Here is a 15,895-nt window from a genome sequence, read left to right on the forward strand (position 1 = left end):
GATCCCTGCCTCCTGGGCGTCAGTCGAGACGGGCGTCCGCGGACGCCGCCGGAATCGGCCCGGCGAGGACCTCGCGCACGGTCGCGCCGAGCGCGGCCAGGTGCGGCGGGCGCATCATCGTGTAGTGGTTGCCGGCCGACCTCCGCCGTTCGAGGCGGGAGCACAGCGGGGACCACAGCGTCTCGTCCGGGGCCGCTTCCTGGCTGATCAGCACCACGCGGCCCGCGTACCGGGCGGCGTGGTAGCGGTAGGTGAGGAGCGCCCGGGCGTTGCTGTTGAACACCCGCATCCGCGTGCGGTGCTCGTGCGGCAGCGCACCGGGCAGCAGGCCCGCCTTGTCCAGGACCTCCAGCGCCAGGTTCTCCAGGTCGGCGCCGTCCAGCCCCTGGTACTCCTCGCCCGTGAAGTCCGGCAGCGGCGCGTCGAAGGCGTCGAAGGACCCGGCCGAATCGCGCGCGAACATGGACAGCAGCACCTGTTCGCTCGGGGCGACCGGGTCGTCGCCGGGCTCCAGTTGGGCGTCCACCAGGACGACGGTGTCGACCGCGGCCCCCGCCTCGGTGAGCTGCCGCGCCATCTCGAACGCGACGGCTCCGCCGAACGACCAGCCTCCGAGCCGGTACGGACCGTCCGGACGCACCTGCCGGATCAGGTCCACGTACTGACGGGCCCGTTCCGGCACGCTGTCGGCCGCCTCGGCGCCGCGCAGCCCCGGATCCTCGATGGCGTACACCGGCTGGTCGTCGCCGAGCATCGGTGCCAGCCGGGCGTAGGGCGCGGCCGTACCGGTGGACGCGTGCACCAGGAACAGCGGCGGTCGCGTGCCGTCGGGCCGCAGGACGACGACATCGGTGACGACCGGCGTGTCCTCACCGTCCAGGATCTGGTCGATGCGGGCGGCGAACCGTTCCAGGGTGGGGTCGGTGAACAGGACCTGGGACGGCAGCTCGACGTCCAGGTACTCGCGGACCCGGGCCGTGAGCTGGGTGCTGTGCAGCGAGTTGCCGCCGAGGTCGAAGAAGTTGTCGTGGACGCCGACCGGCCCGACGTCGAGCACGTCCTGCCAGGCGGAGGCGAGCCAGCGTTCGGTGCCGGTGCGCGGCGCCAGGTACTGCGCGGTCGCGTCGGGGACCGGCAGCCGGTCGGTGTCCAGCTTGCCGTTGGGGGTCAACGGCAGTTCCGGCAGCACCAGCAGGGTGGTCGGGAGCATGTACGGGGCGAGCCGGTCGGCCAGATGCGTCCGCAGCTCGTCGAGGTCCGCGTCGCCGACGACGTATCCGGCGAGGCGGGTGCCGTGCAGGACGACCGCGCTCTGGCGGACGCCGGGGTGCTGGGCCAGGACGGTCTCGATCTCGCCGAGTTCGACCCGCTGGCCGCGGAGCTTGATCTGCCGGTCGAGGCGTCCGAGGTATTCCAGGGTGCCGTCGGACCGCCAGCGGGCCAGGTCGCCGGTGGCGTACATGCGTTCCCCGGGGCCGGGCGCGTACGGATCCGGCAGGAACCGCTGCGCGGTCAGAGCCGACAGGTTCAGGTAGCCGTACGCGACGCCCGTGCCCGCGACGAACAGCTGCCCGGGCACGCCGACCGGCATAGGCCGCAGGCCGCCGTCGAGAATGTACGCGCGGTGGTTGGCCAGGGGGGTGCCGATCGGTGTGGAGCCGTTCCGGGGCTCTTCGGGACACCGGTAGTCGGTGACGACGACCGTGGTCTCCGTGGGGCCGTAGCAGTTGTGCAGTGCGAAACCCGGACGGGTCCACCGGTGGACCTGGTCGACGGGGAGCGCCTCTCCGGCGCTGAAGCCGCCGCGCAGCGCGCTGTCGGCCAACTCGGCCGGATCGAGCAGGGCGAGGATGGCCGGGGGGAGGTAGGCGAGCGTGACCCGTTCCCGCCGGAGGAGCGCGGTCAGCGCTCGCGGGTCGGCGACGGTCTCGCGGGGGATGCCGACGAGCGTGGCGCCGGCGAGCAGGCCGGCGAAGCAGTCGAAGATGCTGGCGTCGAAGGCGGGGTTGGAGACCTGGGCGACACGGTCGGCCGGCGTGACGGTGAACTGCCGCACCGCGGTGACGCAGTAGGCGTGGGCAGACCGGTGGGAGACCAGGACGCCCTTCGGGTTGCCGGTGGAGCCGGACGTGTAGAGCAGGTACGCGGGGTCGTCGGGCCGTACGGCGGTCTCCGGCGGGGTGTCCGCCTCGGCGTCGATCCGGGCGCGGCATCCGGGGTCGTCCAGCTGCCAGTACGGGCTTCCGGCAGGGAGCAGAGCGGTCAGGTCGGTGCTGGTCAGCACGATCGAGGCGCCCGCGTCAGCGGTCTGGAACGCCAGGCGGTTCGCGGGGAGCTGGGGGTCGAGAATGGTCCAGGCGGCACCCGCTTTCATCACGGCCAGCTGGGCCACCGGCAGGTCCGGCCCGCGTTCGAGCAGGACGCCGACGACATGACCGGGACCGATCCCGGCGGAGCCCAGGGCACGGGCCAGCCGGTTGCCCCGCGCCTCCAGCTCCCCGTAGGTCACTTCGACGCCTTCGAAGCCGATCGCCACACGGTCGGCCGGGTGACCGGCGCTCACCTCGTGGAGCAGGCCCGGGGCCTCGGGCGTCGGGGGCGGGTTCCAGGCGTGCAGCACCCGGTCCCGTTCCGCCGCGGACAGGACGTCCAGGTCGCCCACGGCGGTGTCCGGCGCGGCGAGCCCGGTCGCGAGAGCGGCGGCGTAGTGGTCGATCAGCCGCTCGATGCGGTCGGCGTCGAAGAGTTCCGTGGAATACTCCGCGGACACCTGGAGCCGTCCGTCGGGCGCGTCCGACACCTCGATCGCGATGTCGAAGCGCGCGTACCGCGATTCGATGTCGATCTCCTCGGCGGTGAGCTTGCCGAGGGCGAGTTCCCCCTCGCCCCGCGCCGCCGGCTGGTACGTCAGGCTGATCTGGAACAGCGCGTTGCGCCCCGCGATCCGTTCCGGCTGCAGGGCGTCGACCAGCAGCCCGAGCGGGAAGTCCTGGCGTGCGGAGGCGTCCAGGACCGTGTCGTGGCAGCGGCGGACGGCCTCCGCGAAGCTCGGGTCCCCGTCCAGCCGGGTGCGCAGGACCAGGGCGTTGACGAAGTAGCCGACCATCGCCTCGGCCTCGGTACGGGTGCGCCCGGAGAACACCGAGCCGATCGGCAGGTCGTCCTGCCCGGTGTAGCGGTGCAGCACCGTCAGCAGGGCGGCCTGCAGCACGGCGAGGAAGGACACCCGGTTCGCGCGGGCGTACCGGCGTGCCTCGTCGGAGAGGCCGGCGGGCAGCCTCCGGCCCACGCTCGCCCCGGCACCGGTCGGGTGGGCCGGACGGGGCCGGTCGGCCGGGAAGTCCACCGTCGGCAGGTCGGCGAGCCGGTCGCGCCAGTGGTTCAGCTGGTTCTCCCGTTCGCCGTCGTCGAGCCGGGCGCGCTGCCAGACCGTGTGGTCGGCGGGCTGCACCGGGAGTTCCGGCAGGCGCGCCCCGGCGAGGCCGGACTCGGCGGCGAACAGCCGGGTCAGGTCGTCGGCGAGGATGCCGACGGACCAGCCGTCGGCGACGATGTGGTGCACCACGAGGACGAGCACGTGCTCGTCCGGGGCGATCCGGCCCAGGCGGGCCCGGAACAGCGGCCCGGCCGCCAGGTCCATGGGCCGGCCGGTCTCGTCGGCGACCCACCGTTCCAGACCTTCCTCGGAGACCTCGGCCACGGGCAGCGACAGGCCGGCCGGTGCCGGGTCGATCACCTGCCGGGGCACCCCGCCGTCCGCGACGAAGCGGGTGCGCAGCGCCTCGTGCCGCACGACCAGCGCGTGCAGGGCCCGTTCGAGTACGGCCACGTCCAGCTGCCCGCGCAACCGCAGCGCGGCCGGGATGTGGTAGGCCGCCGACGCGGGGTCCACCTGGTGCTCGAACCACAGTCCTTCCTGCTGGTAGCTGCAGACCAGCGGCCGGTCCCGCGGCACCGGCACGATCTGCCGCTTCGCGGCCCGGTGGGCGCGCTTGGCCTTCAGTAGCCGTTCCAGCGCGGCGATCTCGTCGTCGAGGTCCTCGCCGATCTCGTCGTCGGGTCCGGTGGGGGGCACGGGGACTCCCTCCGTCTCGGCGCGCACGGCGTCGAGATGGGCTGCAAGTCGGTCGAGGACAGGGGCGGCGAACAGGTCGCGGGGTGTGAGTTCGACGTTCAGCCGTTCGCGGATCCGGGCCGCGAGCCGGGTCGCGAGCAGCGAGGTACCGCCGAGGTCGAGGAAGTCGTCGCCGGCTCCCACGCGTTCGGCGCCGAGCAGTTCCCGCCAGACGCCGGCGAGCCAGCGCTCGGTGTCGGTCCGGGGCTCGCGGTACTCCGCCCCCGGCCGGCCGGGTTCGGGCAGGCGCGCGGTGTCGACCTTGCCGTTCGGGGTCAACGGCAGTTCGGGCAGCTCGACGCAGGCGCCGGGGATCATGTACGGGGGCAGCAGCTCGCCGAGGTGGCGCCGGATCTCGCCCGGGCCGGCCTCCCCGACGACGTAGGCGGCCAGGTACGCGTCGTCGCGGAGCACGACCGCGCACTGGCGGACGCCCGGGTGCCGCAGGAGCGCGTTCTCGATCTCGCCGAGTTCGATGCGCTGCCCGCGGAGCTTGACCTGCCGGTCGATGCGGCCGAGGTACTCCAGCACGCCGTCGGACCGCCGGCGCGCCAGGTCGCCGGTGGCGTACATGCGCTCTCCCCGCCCGCCGCCGTAGGGGTCGGGAAGGAAGCTCCGCGCGGTCAGCGCCGGGCGGTTGAGGTAGCCGTGGGCGACGCCGGCGCCCGACACGTACAGCTGGCCGGCCACACCGATCGGCACCGGCCGGAGCCGCTTGTCCAGCACATAGGCCCGGTGCCCGGGCAGAGGTGTGCCGATCGGCGGCTTCCCGGGCAGCGGCACCGGGGGGAACAGGTAGTCGGTGCAGACGACCGTCGTCTCGGTGGGGCCGTACGCGTTGTGCAGGGCCAGGCCCGGCCGGGACCATCGCCCGACCAGGTCGGCGCCGAGCGCCTCGCCACCGATGTCCAGCGCGCGCAGCGCGCTGTCGGCCAGACGCCCGGGGTCGAGCAGGGCCAGGAGCGCCGGCGGAACGGCCGCGAGGGAGACCTGTGCGTCGCGCAGCAGCGCGGTGAGGGCCTCCGGGTCGGTGATCGTCGCGCTCGGGGCGCTGACGATGGTCGCGCCGGCGAGCAGGGTGGCATGGCAGTCGAAGACACTCATGTCGAACGCCGGGTTCGCCACCTGGGCGACCCGGTCGGCCGGCGTCGTACCGAACATCTCCACCGCGTTCCGGCAGTAGGCGACGACGGAGCGGTGGGATACCAGGACGCCTTTGGGAACTCCGGTGGAGCCGGACGTGTAGAGCAGGTAGGCGGCATCGTCGGGCGACACGTCGGCCGCGACCTCGGTGTCCGGCTCGGAGGCGATCCGCCGCCGGACGGCCGGGTCGTCCAGATTCCAGTGCGGCCTTCCCCCCGGGACCCGCTCGGCGAGGTCGTCGGCGGTGAGGACCAGCGGCGTGCCGCAGTCGGCCGTCTGGAAGGCCGTCCGGGCGGCCGGCAGCTGCGGGTCGAGCACCGTCCAGGCGGCGCCGGCCTTCATCACCGCGAGTTGCGCGGTGAGGAGACCGGGGCCGCGGTCGAGCAGCAGCGCCACGATGTCGCCGGTGCGGATTCCGTTCCGGCGGAGTGCGGCGGCCAGCTGGTTGGACCGCCGGTCCAGGTCCCCGTAGGTCAGTTCCTCGACAGAGCGGCCGTGGTAGCGGATCGCCACCCGCCGGGGATCATGCCCGGCGGCTGCCTGGTGCAGCAGCTCCGTCGGGGGCACGGGATCGGTGACGGCGCTCACACCGCACGCTCCGGCAGCGCCGCGGGGCGCGACGGCGTCGGGTTCCAGGCGTGCAGCACCTGGTCCCGTTCGGCCGGCGACATGATCTCGATGTCGGCGGCGGCCGTTTGCGGCGCGGACAGGCCCCCGGCGAGCGCCGCGGTGAAGTGGTCGACCAGGCGCTCGATGCGGTCGGTGTCGAACAGCTCCGTGGAGAACTCGACGGACACGTACAGCCGCCCGTCGGCGGTGTCGTCGACGTTGACGTCGATGTCGAACCGGGCGAAGCCGGAATCGATGTCGACCGGTTCGGCGATGACGCTGCCCAGCCGCAGTTCCTCACCGGCGCCGCGGGACGGCTGCAGGGAGAGGGCGATCCCGAACAGCGGGTTGCGGCCGGCGCCGCGGTCGGGCTTGAGCGCGTCGACGACGAGGCTGAAGGGGACGTCCTGGTGGGTGCCCGCGTCCATGACGGCGCCGTGGCAGCGGCGCACCAGCTCGGCGAAACTGGTCCCGTCGCCGGCATCGGTGCGCAGGACGACCGCGTTGACGAAGTAGCCGACGAGCGGTTCGAGATCCCGGCGGGTGCGCCCGGAGAACACCGAGCCGATCGCCAGGTCGTCCTGCCCGGTGTAGCGGTTCAGCACGGTGAGGAGCGCGGCGTGCAGGACGGCGAGAAACGAGACGTGGTTGTCCAGGGCGTAGGCCCGCGCGTCGGCCGTCAGGGCGTCGGGCAGGTGCCGTCCCAGCGTGGTGCCCGCGCCGGTGGGCCGTGCCGGGCGGGGCCGGTCGGTCGGGAAGTCGACGGTCGGCAGGTTCGCGAGGCGGTCGCGCCAGTAGCCGAGGTGCCGCTCCAGGTTCTCGCCGGCCAGCTGTTCGCGTTGCCAGACGGCGTGGTCCGCGGGCTGTACGGCCAACGGCGGCAGGACGGCGTGGATCCCCGCGGCGCCGACACCGTCGGCCGCGGCGGCGTAGAGGGTCGAGAGCTCGCCGGCGAGGACCGCGCCCGACCAGCCGTCGGCCACGATGTGGTGGACGACCAGGGCGAGGATGTGCTCGTCTGCCGCGGTGCGGGCCAGTGCCGCGCGGAACACCGGTCCGGTGGCCAGGTCCAGGGGTTGGCGGATGTGGTGGGCGGCCCACTGGCCGGCGTCTGCTTGGTCGGTGTCTGCGGCGGGGAGGTCGATGACGGGCAGCCGGGTGGTGTCCGGGGGCGGGTCGACGATCTGGCGGGGTCGGCCGTCGTGTTCGACGAACCTGGTCCGCAGGGCTTCGTGACGGACGACCAGGGCGTGCAGCGACCGCTCCAGGGCCGGAACGTCCAGATCACCGCGCAGCCGGATGCCGAAGCCGATGTGGTAGACGACGGAGTCGGGGTCGGCCTTGTGCTCGAACCACAGGCCCTCCTGCTGGTATGTGCACACCACCGGCGTGTCCCTCGGCACCGGCACGATCGGTTCGACGGCCGCGACGGTGTCGGTCCCGTCCACCAGCGCGGCGAGTTGTTCCAGGCCGGAGATGCTGAACAGCTCGCGGGGGTCGAGGTCGACGGCGAAGTCGGCGAGGATGCGCACGGCGAGCTGGATGCCCTGGAGAGAGTTGGCGCCGAGCCGGAAGAAGTCGTCGCCCACGCCGACCCGCTCGACGTTCAGGAGCTCCTGCCACGTGGCCGCCAGCCGGCGTTCGGTGTCGGTACGGGGCGCGACGTAGGCAACGGCTGGTGCCGGCGGATCCGGCAGGCGGTCGGTGTCCGGCTCGCCTTCGGCCGTGACCGGCAGCTCGGGTACGGCGACCCACCCGGTCGGGATCAGGCGGGCCGGCAGGACGTCGGCGAGGCCTGTTTTGACGGCGGCCGGATCCGCGTCGCCGACGACGTAGGCGACGAGACGGCCGTCGCGGAGGACCACGGCGCACGCGCGGACGTCGGGGTTGCGGCACAGCGCGCGCTCGATCGCACCGGGGTCGACGCGCTCGCCGAGCAGCTTGAACTGGCGGTCGATGCGGCCGAGGTGCTCCACGGTGCCGTCGGGCCGCCACCGGGCGAGGTCGCCGGTCGCGTGAAGGCGCCGGCCCGGCCGATCCGCGTGCGGGTCGGCGAGGAACCGCCGGGCGGTCAGGCCCGGCCGGCCATGACAGCCGTCGGCCAGGCCGTCGCCGGCGAGGAACAGCTCGCCCGGGACGCCGACCGGCACCGGGCGCAGCAGGGCGTCCAGGACGTACCCCCCGGTGCCGTGCAGTACGCGGGACCGCTCGTCGGCCGACATGACCTCGATGTCGGTGGCGACTTCGCCGGGCGCGGCGAGTCCGCGGGCGAGGGCGTGGACGAAGTGGTCGAGGAACCGCTCGACGCGGTCGGCGTCGAACAGCTCCGTGGCGTATTCCACGGCCACGTCCACGGTGCCGTCGGTGCTCTCCGTCACCACGACACCGAGGTCGAAGCGCGCCTCGCTGCCGACGGCGGCGAGTGGCTCGGCGCTGACGTCGCCGAGAGCCGGACCGTCGATCGCGGTCCCGGTCGCCTGCAGGGTGAGGCAGATCTGGAACAGCGGGTTGCGGCCGGCGACGCGCTCGGGCTTGAGCGCGTCGACGACGAGGCCGAAGGGGACGTCCTGCCGGGACGCGGCGTCGAGGACGGTGGCGTGGCAGCGGTCGACGAGCTCGGCGAACGTGGGCCGGCCGCCGAGGTCGGTGCGGAGGACGGCCGCGTTGACGAAGGATCCGACGACAGGTTCGATCTCGGCCCGGTCGCGGCCGGAGAAGATCGATCCGAGCGGAAGGTCGGTCTCGCCGGTGTAGCGGTGGAGCACGACGAGCAGTGCCGCCTGCATCAGGGCCAGGAAGGACCCGCGGTGGGCCCGGACATGGGCCCGGGCGTCGGCGACGAGGCCGGCGGGGAGCTGCCGGTGCACGTCGGCGCCCGCGCCGGTGGGCTGTGCCGGGCGGGGCCGGTCGGCCGGGAGGTCGACGGTCGGCAGGTTCGCGAGGCGGTCGCGCCAGTGGTCGAGTTGGCGCTCCAGCTCCGGGCCGTCGAGTCGGCCGCGCTGCCAGGCGGCGTGGTCGGCCGGCTGCACGAGGAGGTCGGGGAGCCGCGGCTCGGCCCCGGACGTGTACGCGAGATACAGCTGGGACAGTTCGCCCGCCAGAATGCGCACCGACCAGCCGTCGGCGACGATGTGGTGGACGACCAGGGCGAGGATGTGCTCGTCGGCCGCGGTGCGGGCCAGTGCCGCGCGGAACACCGGTCCGGTGGCCAGGTTCAGGGGCCGGTGGATGTGGTGGGCGGCCCACTGGTCGGCGTGTGCTTGGTCGGTGTCTGCGGTGGGGAGGTCGATGACGGGCAGCCGGGTGGTGTCCGGGGGCGGGTCGACGATCTGGCGGGGTCGGCCGTCGTGTTCGACGAACCTGGTCCGCAGGGCTTCGTGACGGACGACCAGGGCGTGCAGCGACCGCTCCAGGGCCGGAACGTCCAGATCACCGCGCAGCCGCAGGACGAACGGGATGTGGCCCGACGACGACGAGGGGTCCAGCCGGTAGCTGAACCAGGCGCTCTCCTGCTGGTGGGTGCACACCATCGCGCCCTCGCGCGGGACACGGACGATACGGCGCGACTGCGTCCGCCGCTCCCTCTCCGCCCGCTTCTCGGCCAGTTGCCGCTTCAGCGCCGCGATCTCGGCCCGCGTCCGTTCGAGGTCTGCCGTCCTTCCGTCGGGCGGCTCGCTCACGAGCGCGCGAGGTGGTCACGGCGGGCGCTGCGGGGCCGGATGTCGGTCCAGTTCGCCTCGACGTAGTCCAGGCAGTCCTGCCGCCCGGCGGGCCCGTGGGCCACGGTCCACCCTGCCGGGACCGCCAGTGTCTCCAGCCACAGCGAATGCTGGTCCTCGTCGTTGACGAGGACGAGGAACGTTCCGTCGGGATCATCGAACGGGTTCATGGGGCCGACGCTAGCCAGCCCCGCGTCCGTCGAGGCGTCACATGAAACGAGGACATCGGGCAAGCCGGTCCCGGCTTCTGGGGACGCCTCCCGTGGACGGCCGACCGCCTAGCGTGACCGGCATGGACATTGCCGTCGCCGCGCTCGAGGCATGGATGCGCGACTACTACCACAAGGTCGACCACGACATCGGCAGCAGCGGTGTCAGGGACCTGACGATGGCGGAGTTCCGTGCGGTGTGCGGATTCGAGCTCGGGCAACTGGAAACGATGATCTTCCACGACAGCGAGAGCTACGGCGGCCCCGGGCTGCGGTCGGCTCTCGCCGACCGGTGGACCGGCGGCGACGTCGACCGGATGATGGTCACTCACGGCTCCAGCGAGGCGATCTATCTGGTCATGCACCTCGCACTCGAACCCGGCGACGAGGTCGTGGTGCTCGACCCGGCCTACCAGCAGCTGCACGACATCGCGGCGTGGCGCGGCTGCCGGGTCACCCGGTGGCGACTCGATCCGGACCACGGGTTCGCCGCCGACCTGGCGGAGCTGCGCCGGCTGGCGGCGACCCGGCCGCGGATGATCGTGGTGAACTTCCCCCACAACCCCACCGGTACGTCGATCACGGCGGCCCAGCAGCGGGAGCTGATCGCGATCGCGGCCGAAGCGGGTTCCTGGCTGGTCTGGGACCACGCGTTCGGGGAACTCACCTACGCCGCGGACCCGCTGCCGATCCCCTGGCCGGCGTACGACAGGTCGATCGTGTTCGGCACGTTCTCCAAGAGCTACGGCCTGGCCGGTCTGCGGGTCGGCTGGTGCACGGCCCCGCCCGGGCTGCTGGCCCGGATGGCGTTGCTGCGCGACTACATCGCGCTGTACGTCTCGCCGGTCCTGGAGTTCTTCGCGGAACAGGCCGTCCGCCACGCGGACCGGATCGTCGCCCTCCAGCGGGACCACGCCCGGCACAACCGGCAGCTGCTGATCGACTGGGTCGCGGAGCGGCCGGAGCTGGCACGGTTCACGCCGCCGGCCGGCGGCGTGGCCGCCTTCGTGGAATTCCCCGGCCAACCGGACATGGAGCGGACGTGCCGCCGTCTGGCCGAGGAGCACAAGGTCCTGCTGGTGCCCGGCAGCTGCTTCGGGGAGGCCTACCGGTCCTATGCCCGGCTCGGCTTCGGGGGCACGGCGGAAGAGCTGACCGCGGGCCTGGACCGGCTGGACCAGGTGCTGCGCGAAGACGCGGGGCGGACGTGACCACGGCCGCCCGCCGCGCGGGCCGCCCGTCCCGCCTTCGCGTGACATTGCCGCGCGCCGCGAGCCGATTAGCGTTGCCGGCGGCCGCGGACGGGATCGACGACGGATCGAGGGCGACGTGGCGTCGCCGGATCCGGCCCGCCGCGGCAGCCCTGGAAACCAGCCGTCGAGGACGTGACGCGAGAGGACACCGGGGATGACCGACCTGCAGGGACGGATCGCAGCACTGCCGCCGGAAAAGCGGAGGCTGCTGGAGCGGCGGCTCGCCGAGCGGGCGGCGGCGCGGGGCGGGGCCGCACCGGAGCGGATCGGGCCCCGCGACCGCTCCCGGCCCGTCCCGACCGCCGTCCAGCAGTTGCGGGAGTGGATGTTCTCGCAGTTCCAGTCCGAGACCTCCGCGAACAACATTCCCGGCGCCTTCCGCGTCGAGGGCGAGATCGACCTGGCCCTGGTCGGGCGCGTCCTCACCGAGGTCGTGGAGCGGCACGAGGTGCTGCGGACCACGGTCGAGCGGGCCGAGGACGGCGCCTGGGTGCAGGTGGTGCATCCGACGGCTCCCGTGCCGACCCCGGTCGTCGATCTGTCGGCGCTCCCGGCCGAGCGGCAGCAGGAAGAGGTGCGCCGGCGCTGGGCGGCCGAAGTGGCGGGCTCCTTCGACCCGGCGCAGACGCAGCGCCTGCGGGTGTCCCTGCTGCGCATGGCCGCCGAGACGCACGTGGTGCTGATCACGACCGACCACGCCGCCGCCGACCTCGTGTCGGTGGCCATCCTGATCCAGGAGTTCGCCGGGCTGTACGCACTCCACCGGGCAGGCGCGGACACCTCCGCGCAGACCACGCCCGCTCTGCCGCCGCCGGCGGTCCAGTACGGCGACTACGCCGCCTGGCAGCGCGGGATCGAGCGGGACCGGACGGCCGCCGAGCTGGAGCACTGGCGGAGCACGCTGGCGGGTGTGCCCGGGGGCCTCGCGCTGCCGAACGACCGGCCCTATCCGGCCGAGCCGACGTTTGCCGGCGCCGTGCACACGGCGGATCTGTCGGCGGAACTCAGCGCCGCCGTGCGCGGATTCCTCGACGACGAGAAGGCGTCGCTCGGCGTGGTGCTGATCGCGGCCTGCTCCGTGCTGCTCTACCGCTATCTCGGGCAGGACGACGTGGTCATCGGCGAGATCCGCTCCGGCCGGAACCGGCCGGAGCTCGACCGGCTCATCGGCTGCTTCGTCGGCGCGCTCCCGATGCGGATGCGGCCGGCGGACAGCCAGACCCTCCGCGAGGTCGTACGGCAGGCACGGGACACCGCGTTCACCGCCTACGACCACGAGGACCTGCCGTTCGACCACGTGCTGGCGCAGCTCGACCTCGGGCCCGAGGTCACGCCGGCGTCGCTGATGGACCTGTGGATCGGCGTCCAGACGCCTCCCAGCACGCTGGAGGTGCCCGGCCTGCGTATCAGCGCCGAGCCCGTGACGTCCGTCCTCGCGATGACGCCGCTCACGCTGGAGGCCGAACCCCACGGCGACACGCTGCGGCTGCGGTGGATCTACATGACCGAGATGTTCGACGCCGTCACCGTCGTCCGGCTCGCCGACCAGTGCCTCCGGATACTCGAACAGATCTGCGCGGCACCCGACACCCCCGTCGGGCAGGTGGAGCTCGCCGTCGACCCGGCGGACGAGGCGCCCCGGGCCGCGGCCCCGGCGGCCGCCGCGTCCGCGGGCGGGTTCGTCGAGGCGTTCCGGCGCCGGGTCGCCATCGCCCCGCACGCCCCCGCGGTCCTCCGGGACGGCGTCCCGACCAGCTACGGCGACCTCGACCGGGAATCCGACCGGCTGGCCCGCCGTCTGCGGTCCCGGGGCGTCGGTGCGGAAACGCGCGTCGGTATCCTCCTGGACCGGTCGCCGTCCCTGGCGGTGGCCGTCCTCGGCGTACTCAAGGCGGGCGGCGCCTACGTCCCCCTGGATCCCGACTACCCCGCCGAGCGGATCGCGTTCATGCTCGCCGACGCGGGCGTCGAGGTGCTGATCACGCAGGAGCGGCCGGCCGGCGAGTGGGCGTCCGCCTACCCGACGGTGCTGCTGGACGATCCGTCCATGACCGCGCACGGGGACCAGGCCGTCGCCCCGCTGGACGCGCCGGACCCGAACGCGCCGGCCTACGTGGTCTACACGTCCGGATCGACCGGGCGGCCGAAGGGCGCGGTGATCGAGCACCACTCCCTGGCGACGTTCGCCCGGGACGTGGCCGACCGGCTCGGGCTCGGTTCCGGCGACCGGTTCCTGCAGTTCGCGTCGCCCGGCTTCGACGTGCTGGCCGAGGAGCTGTTCCCGACCTGGCTGGTCGGAGGCTGCGTGGTCGTCCCGGCCCGGCCGCTGCTCGGCGGCGGGGACGACCTGGCCGAACTGATCGGCCGCGAGCGGCTGACCGTGATCGAGCTGCCGACCGCGTTCTGGCACGAGTGGGTCCGAGAGCTCGACCGCCTCGGCAGGACGCTCCCGGACTGCCTCCGGCTGGTCGTCATCGGCGGGGAGCGGGTCCTGCCCGAACGGCTGGTGGCGTGGCGCCGCCAGGGCGTGCCGCTGCTGCACTGCTACGGCCTGACGGAGACCACCGTCACGTCGACCTTCTTCCGCCTCGACCCGCTGGACCCGGAGACCGACTGGCCCAACCTGCCGATCGGCACCCCGCTGCCGTCCGCGGACCTCCGCGTCCTCGACCACCGGCTGCGGCCGGTGCCGCGCGGCGCCGCCGGCGAGCTGTACATCGGCGGCGGCAGCCTGGCCCGCGGCTATCTCGGCCGGTCCGGTCTGACAGCGCTGCGCTTCCTCGCCGATCCCGATCCGGGGCGGCCGGGCGGGCGGCTGTACCGGACCGGCGACATCGTCCGGAGGCGACCTGACGGGAACCTGGAGTTCATCTCGCGGGCGGACACCCAGATCAAGATCCGGGGGTACCGCGTCGAGCCGATGGAGATCGAGTCGGTGCTCAGCAGGCACGCCCAGGTCACCGAGTCGGTGGTGACCGCGTACGAACCGGTGCCCGGCGACCGGCGGCTGGTGGCCTACGTCGTCCCGCGCCCGGGCGCGCCGGTGGACATCGCCGAGCTGCGCCGCTTCCTCGAACACGAGCTTCCGGGCTACATGACGCCGTCCGCGTTCGTCGAGCTCGACACGCTCCCGCTCAACGCCCACGGCAAGGTCGACCGCGACCGGCTGCCCGCGCCGGACGGCACCCGGCCGGACGCGGGAGTGGAGTACGCGGCCCCCGAGACCTCCGTGCAGCGGACGCTCGCCGAGATCGTGGCCGGTGTCGTCGGCATCGCCCAGGTCGGCGTGCACGACAACTTCTTCGAGATCGGGGGCGACTCGATCCTGGCGATCCAGACCATCGCCCGAGCCCAGGAAGCGGGCCTGCACCTCACGCCGTTCGACGTGTTCGCGCATCCGACGGTCGCCGCCCTGGCAGAGGTGGCCACCGCGGGACCGGCCGTCGACGCGGAACAGGGCGACGTGTCCGGTCCGGTGCCGCTGGCCCCGACGCAGCGGGAGTTCTGCGTCGCGGGTGGCGAGAACCCGCACCACTGGAACACCTCCCTCCTCGCGGAGCTGCGCGAGCCGGTCGCCCCGGAAGCGCTCGCCGAGGCGGTGGAGCAGCTGCTGGTCCACCACGACGGGCTGCGCCAGCGGATCCTCCTGGCCGGCGCCGGGACCCGGGTGCGGATCGCGCCGCGCGGCGACATGACGCCGTTCCAGGCGTACGACCTGTCGGACCTCGACGACGCCGGGCAGGACCGGCGGATGGCGCAGCTCGCGCGCGACGTGCAGGGCGGCCTCGACCTGGCCGTCGGCCCGGCGGTCCGGGTCGTGCTGTTCCGGCTCGGCGGGCGGCGGCCGGACCGGCTCGCGCTCGTCGCGCACGCGCTGGTGGCGGACCGCGCGTCCCTGCGGGTCCTCCTCGACGACCTGGGTACCGTCATCGGCCGGCCGGACGCCGCGCTGCCGGCGAAGACGACGTCGTGGCAGTCGTGGATCCGCCGGCTCACGGCCCGTGCCACCACGGAAGCGGTGCTTCCGGAACGTGGGTACTGGGCGGAACTGGCCGCGGTGCGGAGCCGCGAGCTGCCGGTCGACAGCCCGGTGGAACCGGGCGCCGACACGGTGGCGACCACCCGGTCGGTGACGGGGTCGCTGGACGCCGCGGAGACCGCCGAGCTGCTGCGAACCCTGCCGGGCGCGCTCAACGTCCGTCCCGAGGAACTGCTCCTGGCCGCGCTCGCCCGGACGCTGACCGCCTGGGCCGGTGGCGGCCCGCATGTCGTCGACGTCGAGCGGCCCGGTCGCGAGCCGGTGTTCGAGGACGTGGACCTGTCCAGGACGGTCGGCCGGTTCGCCTTCGCGCACCCCGTCGCGCTGGGCTGCGAGCCGGACGCCGCGCCGGAGGCGGTGCTGAAGACGGTGAAGGAGGCGCTGCGCGCCGTGCCGTCCGGGGGGATCGGCTGGCTGCTGCTGCGCCAGGGTGCCGATCCGCTGCCGGACACGGCGGCCGGAGTGTCCTTCCGGTACTCCGGCGGGACGGAGCCACCCGCACCGGGCGGTGTCACGGTGCTGAGGGAGGGGTTCGGCGCGGACGTGGGCCCGAGCCGGCTTCGCCCCTACCCGATGGAGGTGCGGGTGTCCGTCTCCGACACCGGACTGGTCGTCGAATGGTGCTACAGCGAGAGCCGGCACCGGCGGCAGACCGTGGAGCACGTGGTCGACGGGTACCTCGCCGAGCTGCGTGCGCTGATCGGGCTGCGCGGGCGGACCGGGGCCGTGCACACCCCGTCCGACTTCCCGCTCGCCAACGTGGACCAGGCACAGCTCGACGTACTGCTCGGCCGGCTGTAGGGGTGCGG

General features: G+C 73.6%; 5 protein-coding genes. 2 read left to right on the forward strand and 3 right to left on the reverse strand.

Annotated features, from left to right (window positions below):
* Positions 1 to 19: 19 nt before the first annotated feature.
* Genes ACH4SL_RS11490 through ACH4SL_RS11500 form a run of 3 tightly spaced genes read right to left on the reverse strand, consistent with a single transcriptional unit; the run spans position 20 to position 9,755 of the window.
* The gene (locus tag ACH4SL_RS11490; RefSeq protein WP_398443815.1) at positions 20 to 5,845 is read right to left on the reverse strand and encodes an amino acid adenylation domain-containing protein; all 5,826 of its coding nucleotides are present in this window, start codon (positions 5,843 to 5,845) and stop codon (positions 20 to 22) included.
* The gene (locus ACH4SL_RS11495; RefSeq protein ID WP_398443817.1) at positions 5,842 to 9,546 is read right to left on the reverse strand and encodes a condensation domain-containing protein; all 3,705 of its coding nucleotides are present in this window, start codon (positions 9,544 to 9,546) and stop codon (positions 5,842 to 5,844) included. The genes ACH4SL_RS11490 and ACH4SL_RS11495 overlap by 4 nt, the downstream gene beginning before the upstream one ends.
* A complete protein-coding gene (locus tag ACH4SL_RS11500) occupies positions 9,543 to 9,755 on the reverse strand; it encodes an MbtH family protein (RefSeq protein WP_398443819.1) in 213 nt (70 codons plus the stop codon). The genes ACH4SL_RS11495 and ACH4SL_RS11500 overlap by 4 nt, the downstream gene beginning before the upstream one ends.
* Positions 9,756 to 9,877: 122 nt before the next feature.
* Here ACH4SL_RS11500 and vioD point away from each other — a divergent pair, with 122 nt between their 5' ends.
* Both vioD and ACH4SL_RS11510 read left to right on the forward strand, forming a co-directional pair.
* Positions 9,878 to 11,005 carry a capreomycidine synthase gene (vioD, locus tag ACH4SL_RS11505; protein ID WP_398443821.1) on the forward strand — a complete coding sequence of 376 codons (1,128 nt, stop codon included), beginning with the start codon at positions 9,878 to 9,880 and terminating at the stop codon, positions 11,003 to 11,005.
* 196 nt (positions 11,006 to 11,201) lie between these two features.
* On the forward strand, positions 11,202 to 15,887 hold the full coding sequence (locus ACH4SL_RS11510) for an amino acid adenylation domain-containing protein (protein ID WP_398443823.1): 4,686 nt from the start codon (positions 11,202 to 11,204) through the stop codon (positions 15,885 to 15,887).
* Positions 15,888 to 15,895 lie beyond the last annotated feature (8 nt).

It is taken from the genome of Streptomyces sp. NPDC021020 (assembly GCF_044333285.1).
Classification (GTDB): Bacteria; Actinomycetota; Actinomycetes; order Streptomycetales; family Streptomycetaceae; genus Actinacidiphila.

What these genes read in the sequence shown, in the direction of transcription:
- vioD (WP_398443821.1), top strand. Translation starts at nt 9,878, where the DNA reads ATGGACATTGCCGTCGCCGCGCTCGAGGCATGGATGCGCGACTACTAC.
- ACH4SL_RS11510 (WP_398443823.1), top strand. Translation starts at nt 11,202, where the DNA reads ATGACCGACCTGCAGGGACGGATCGCAGCACTGCCGCCGGAAAAGCGG.
- ACH4SL_RS11500 (WP_398443819.1), bottom strand. Translation starts at nt 9,755, where the DNA reads ATGAACCCGTTCGATGATCCCGACGGAACGTTCCTCGTCCTCGTCAAC.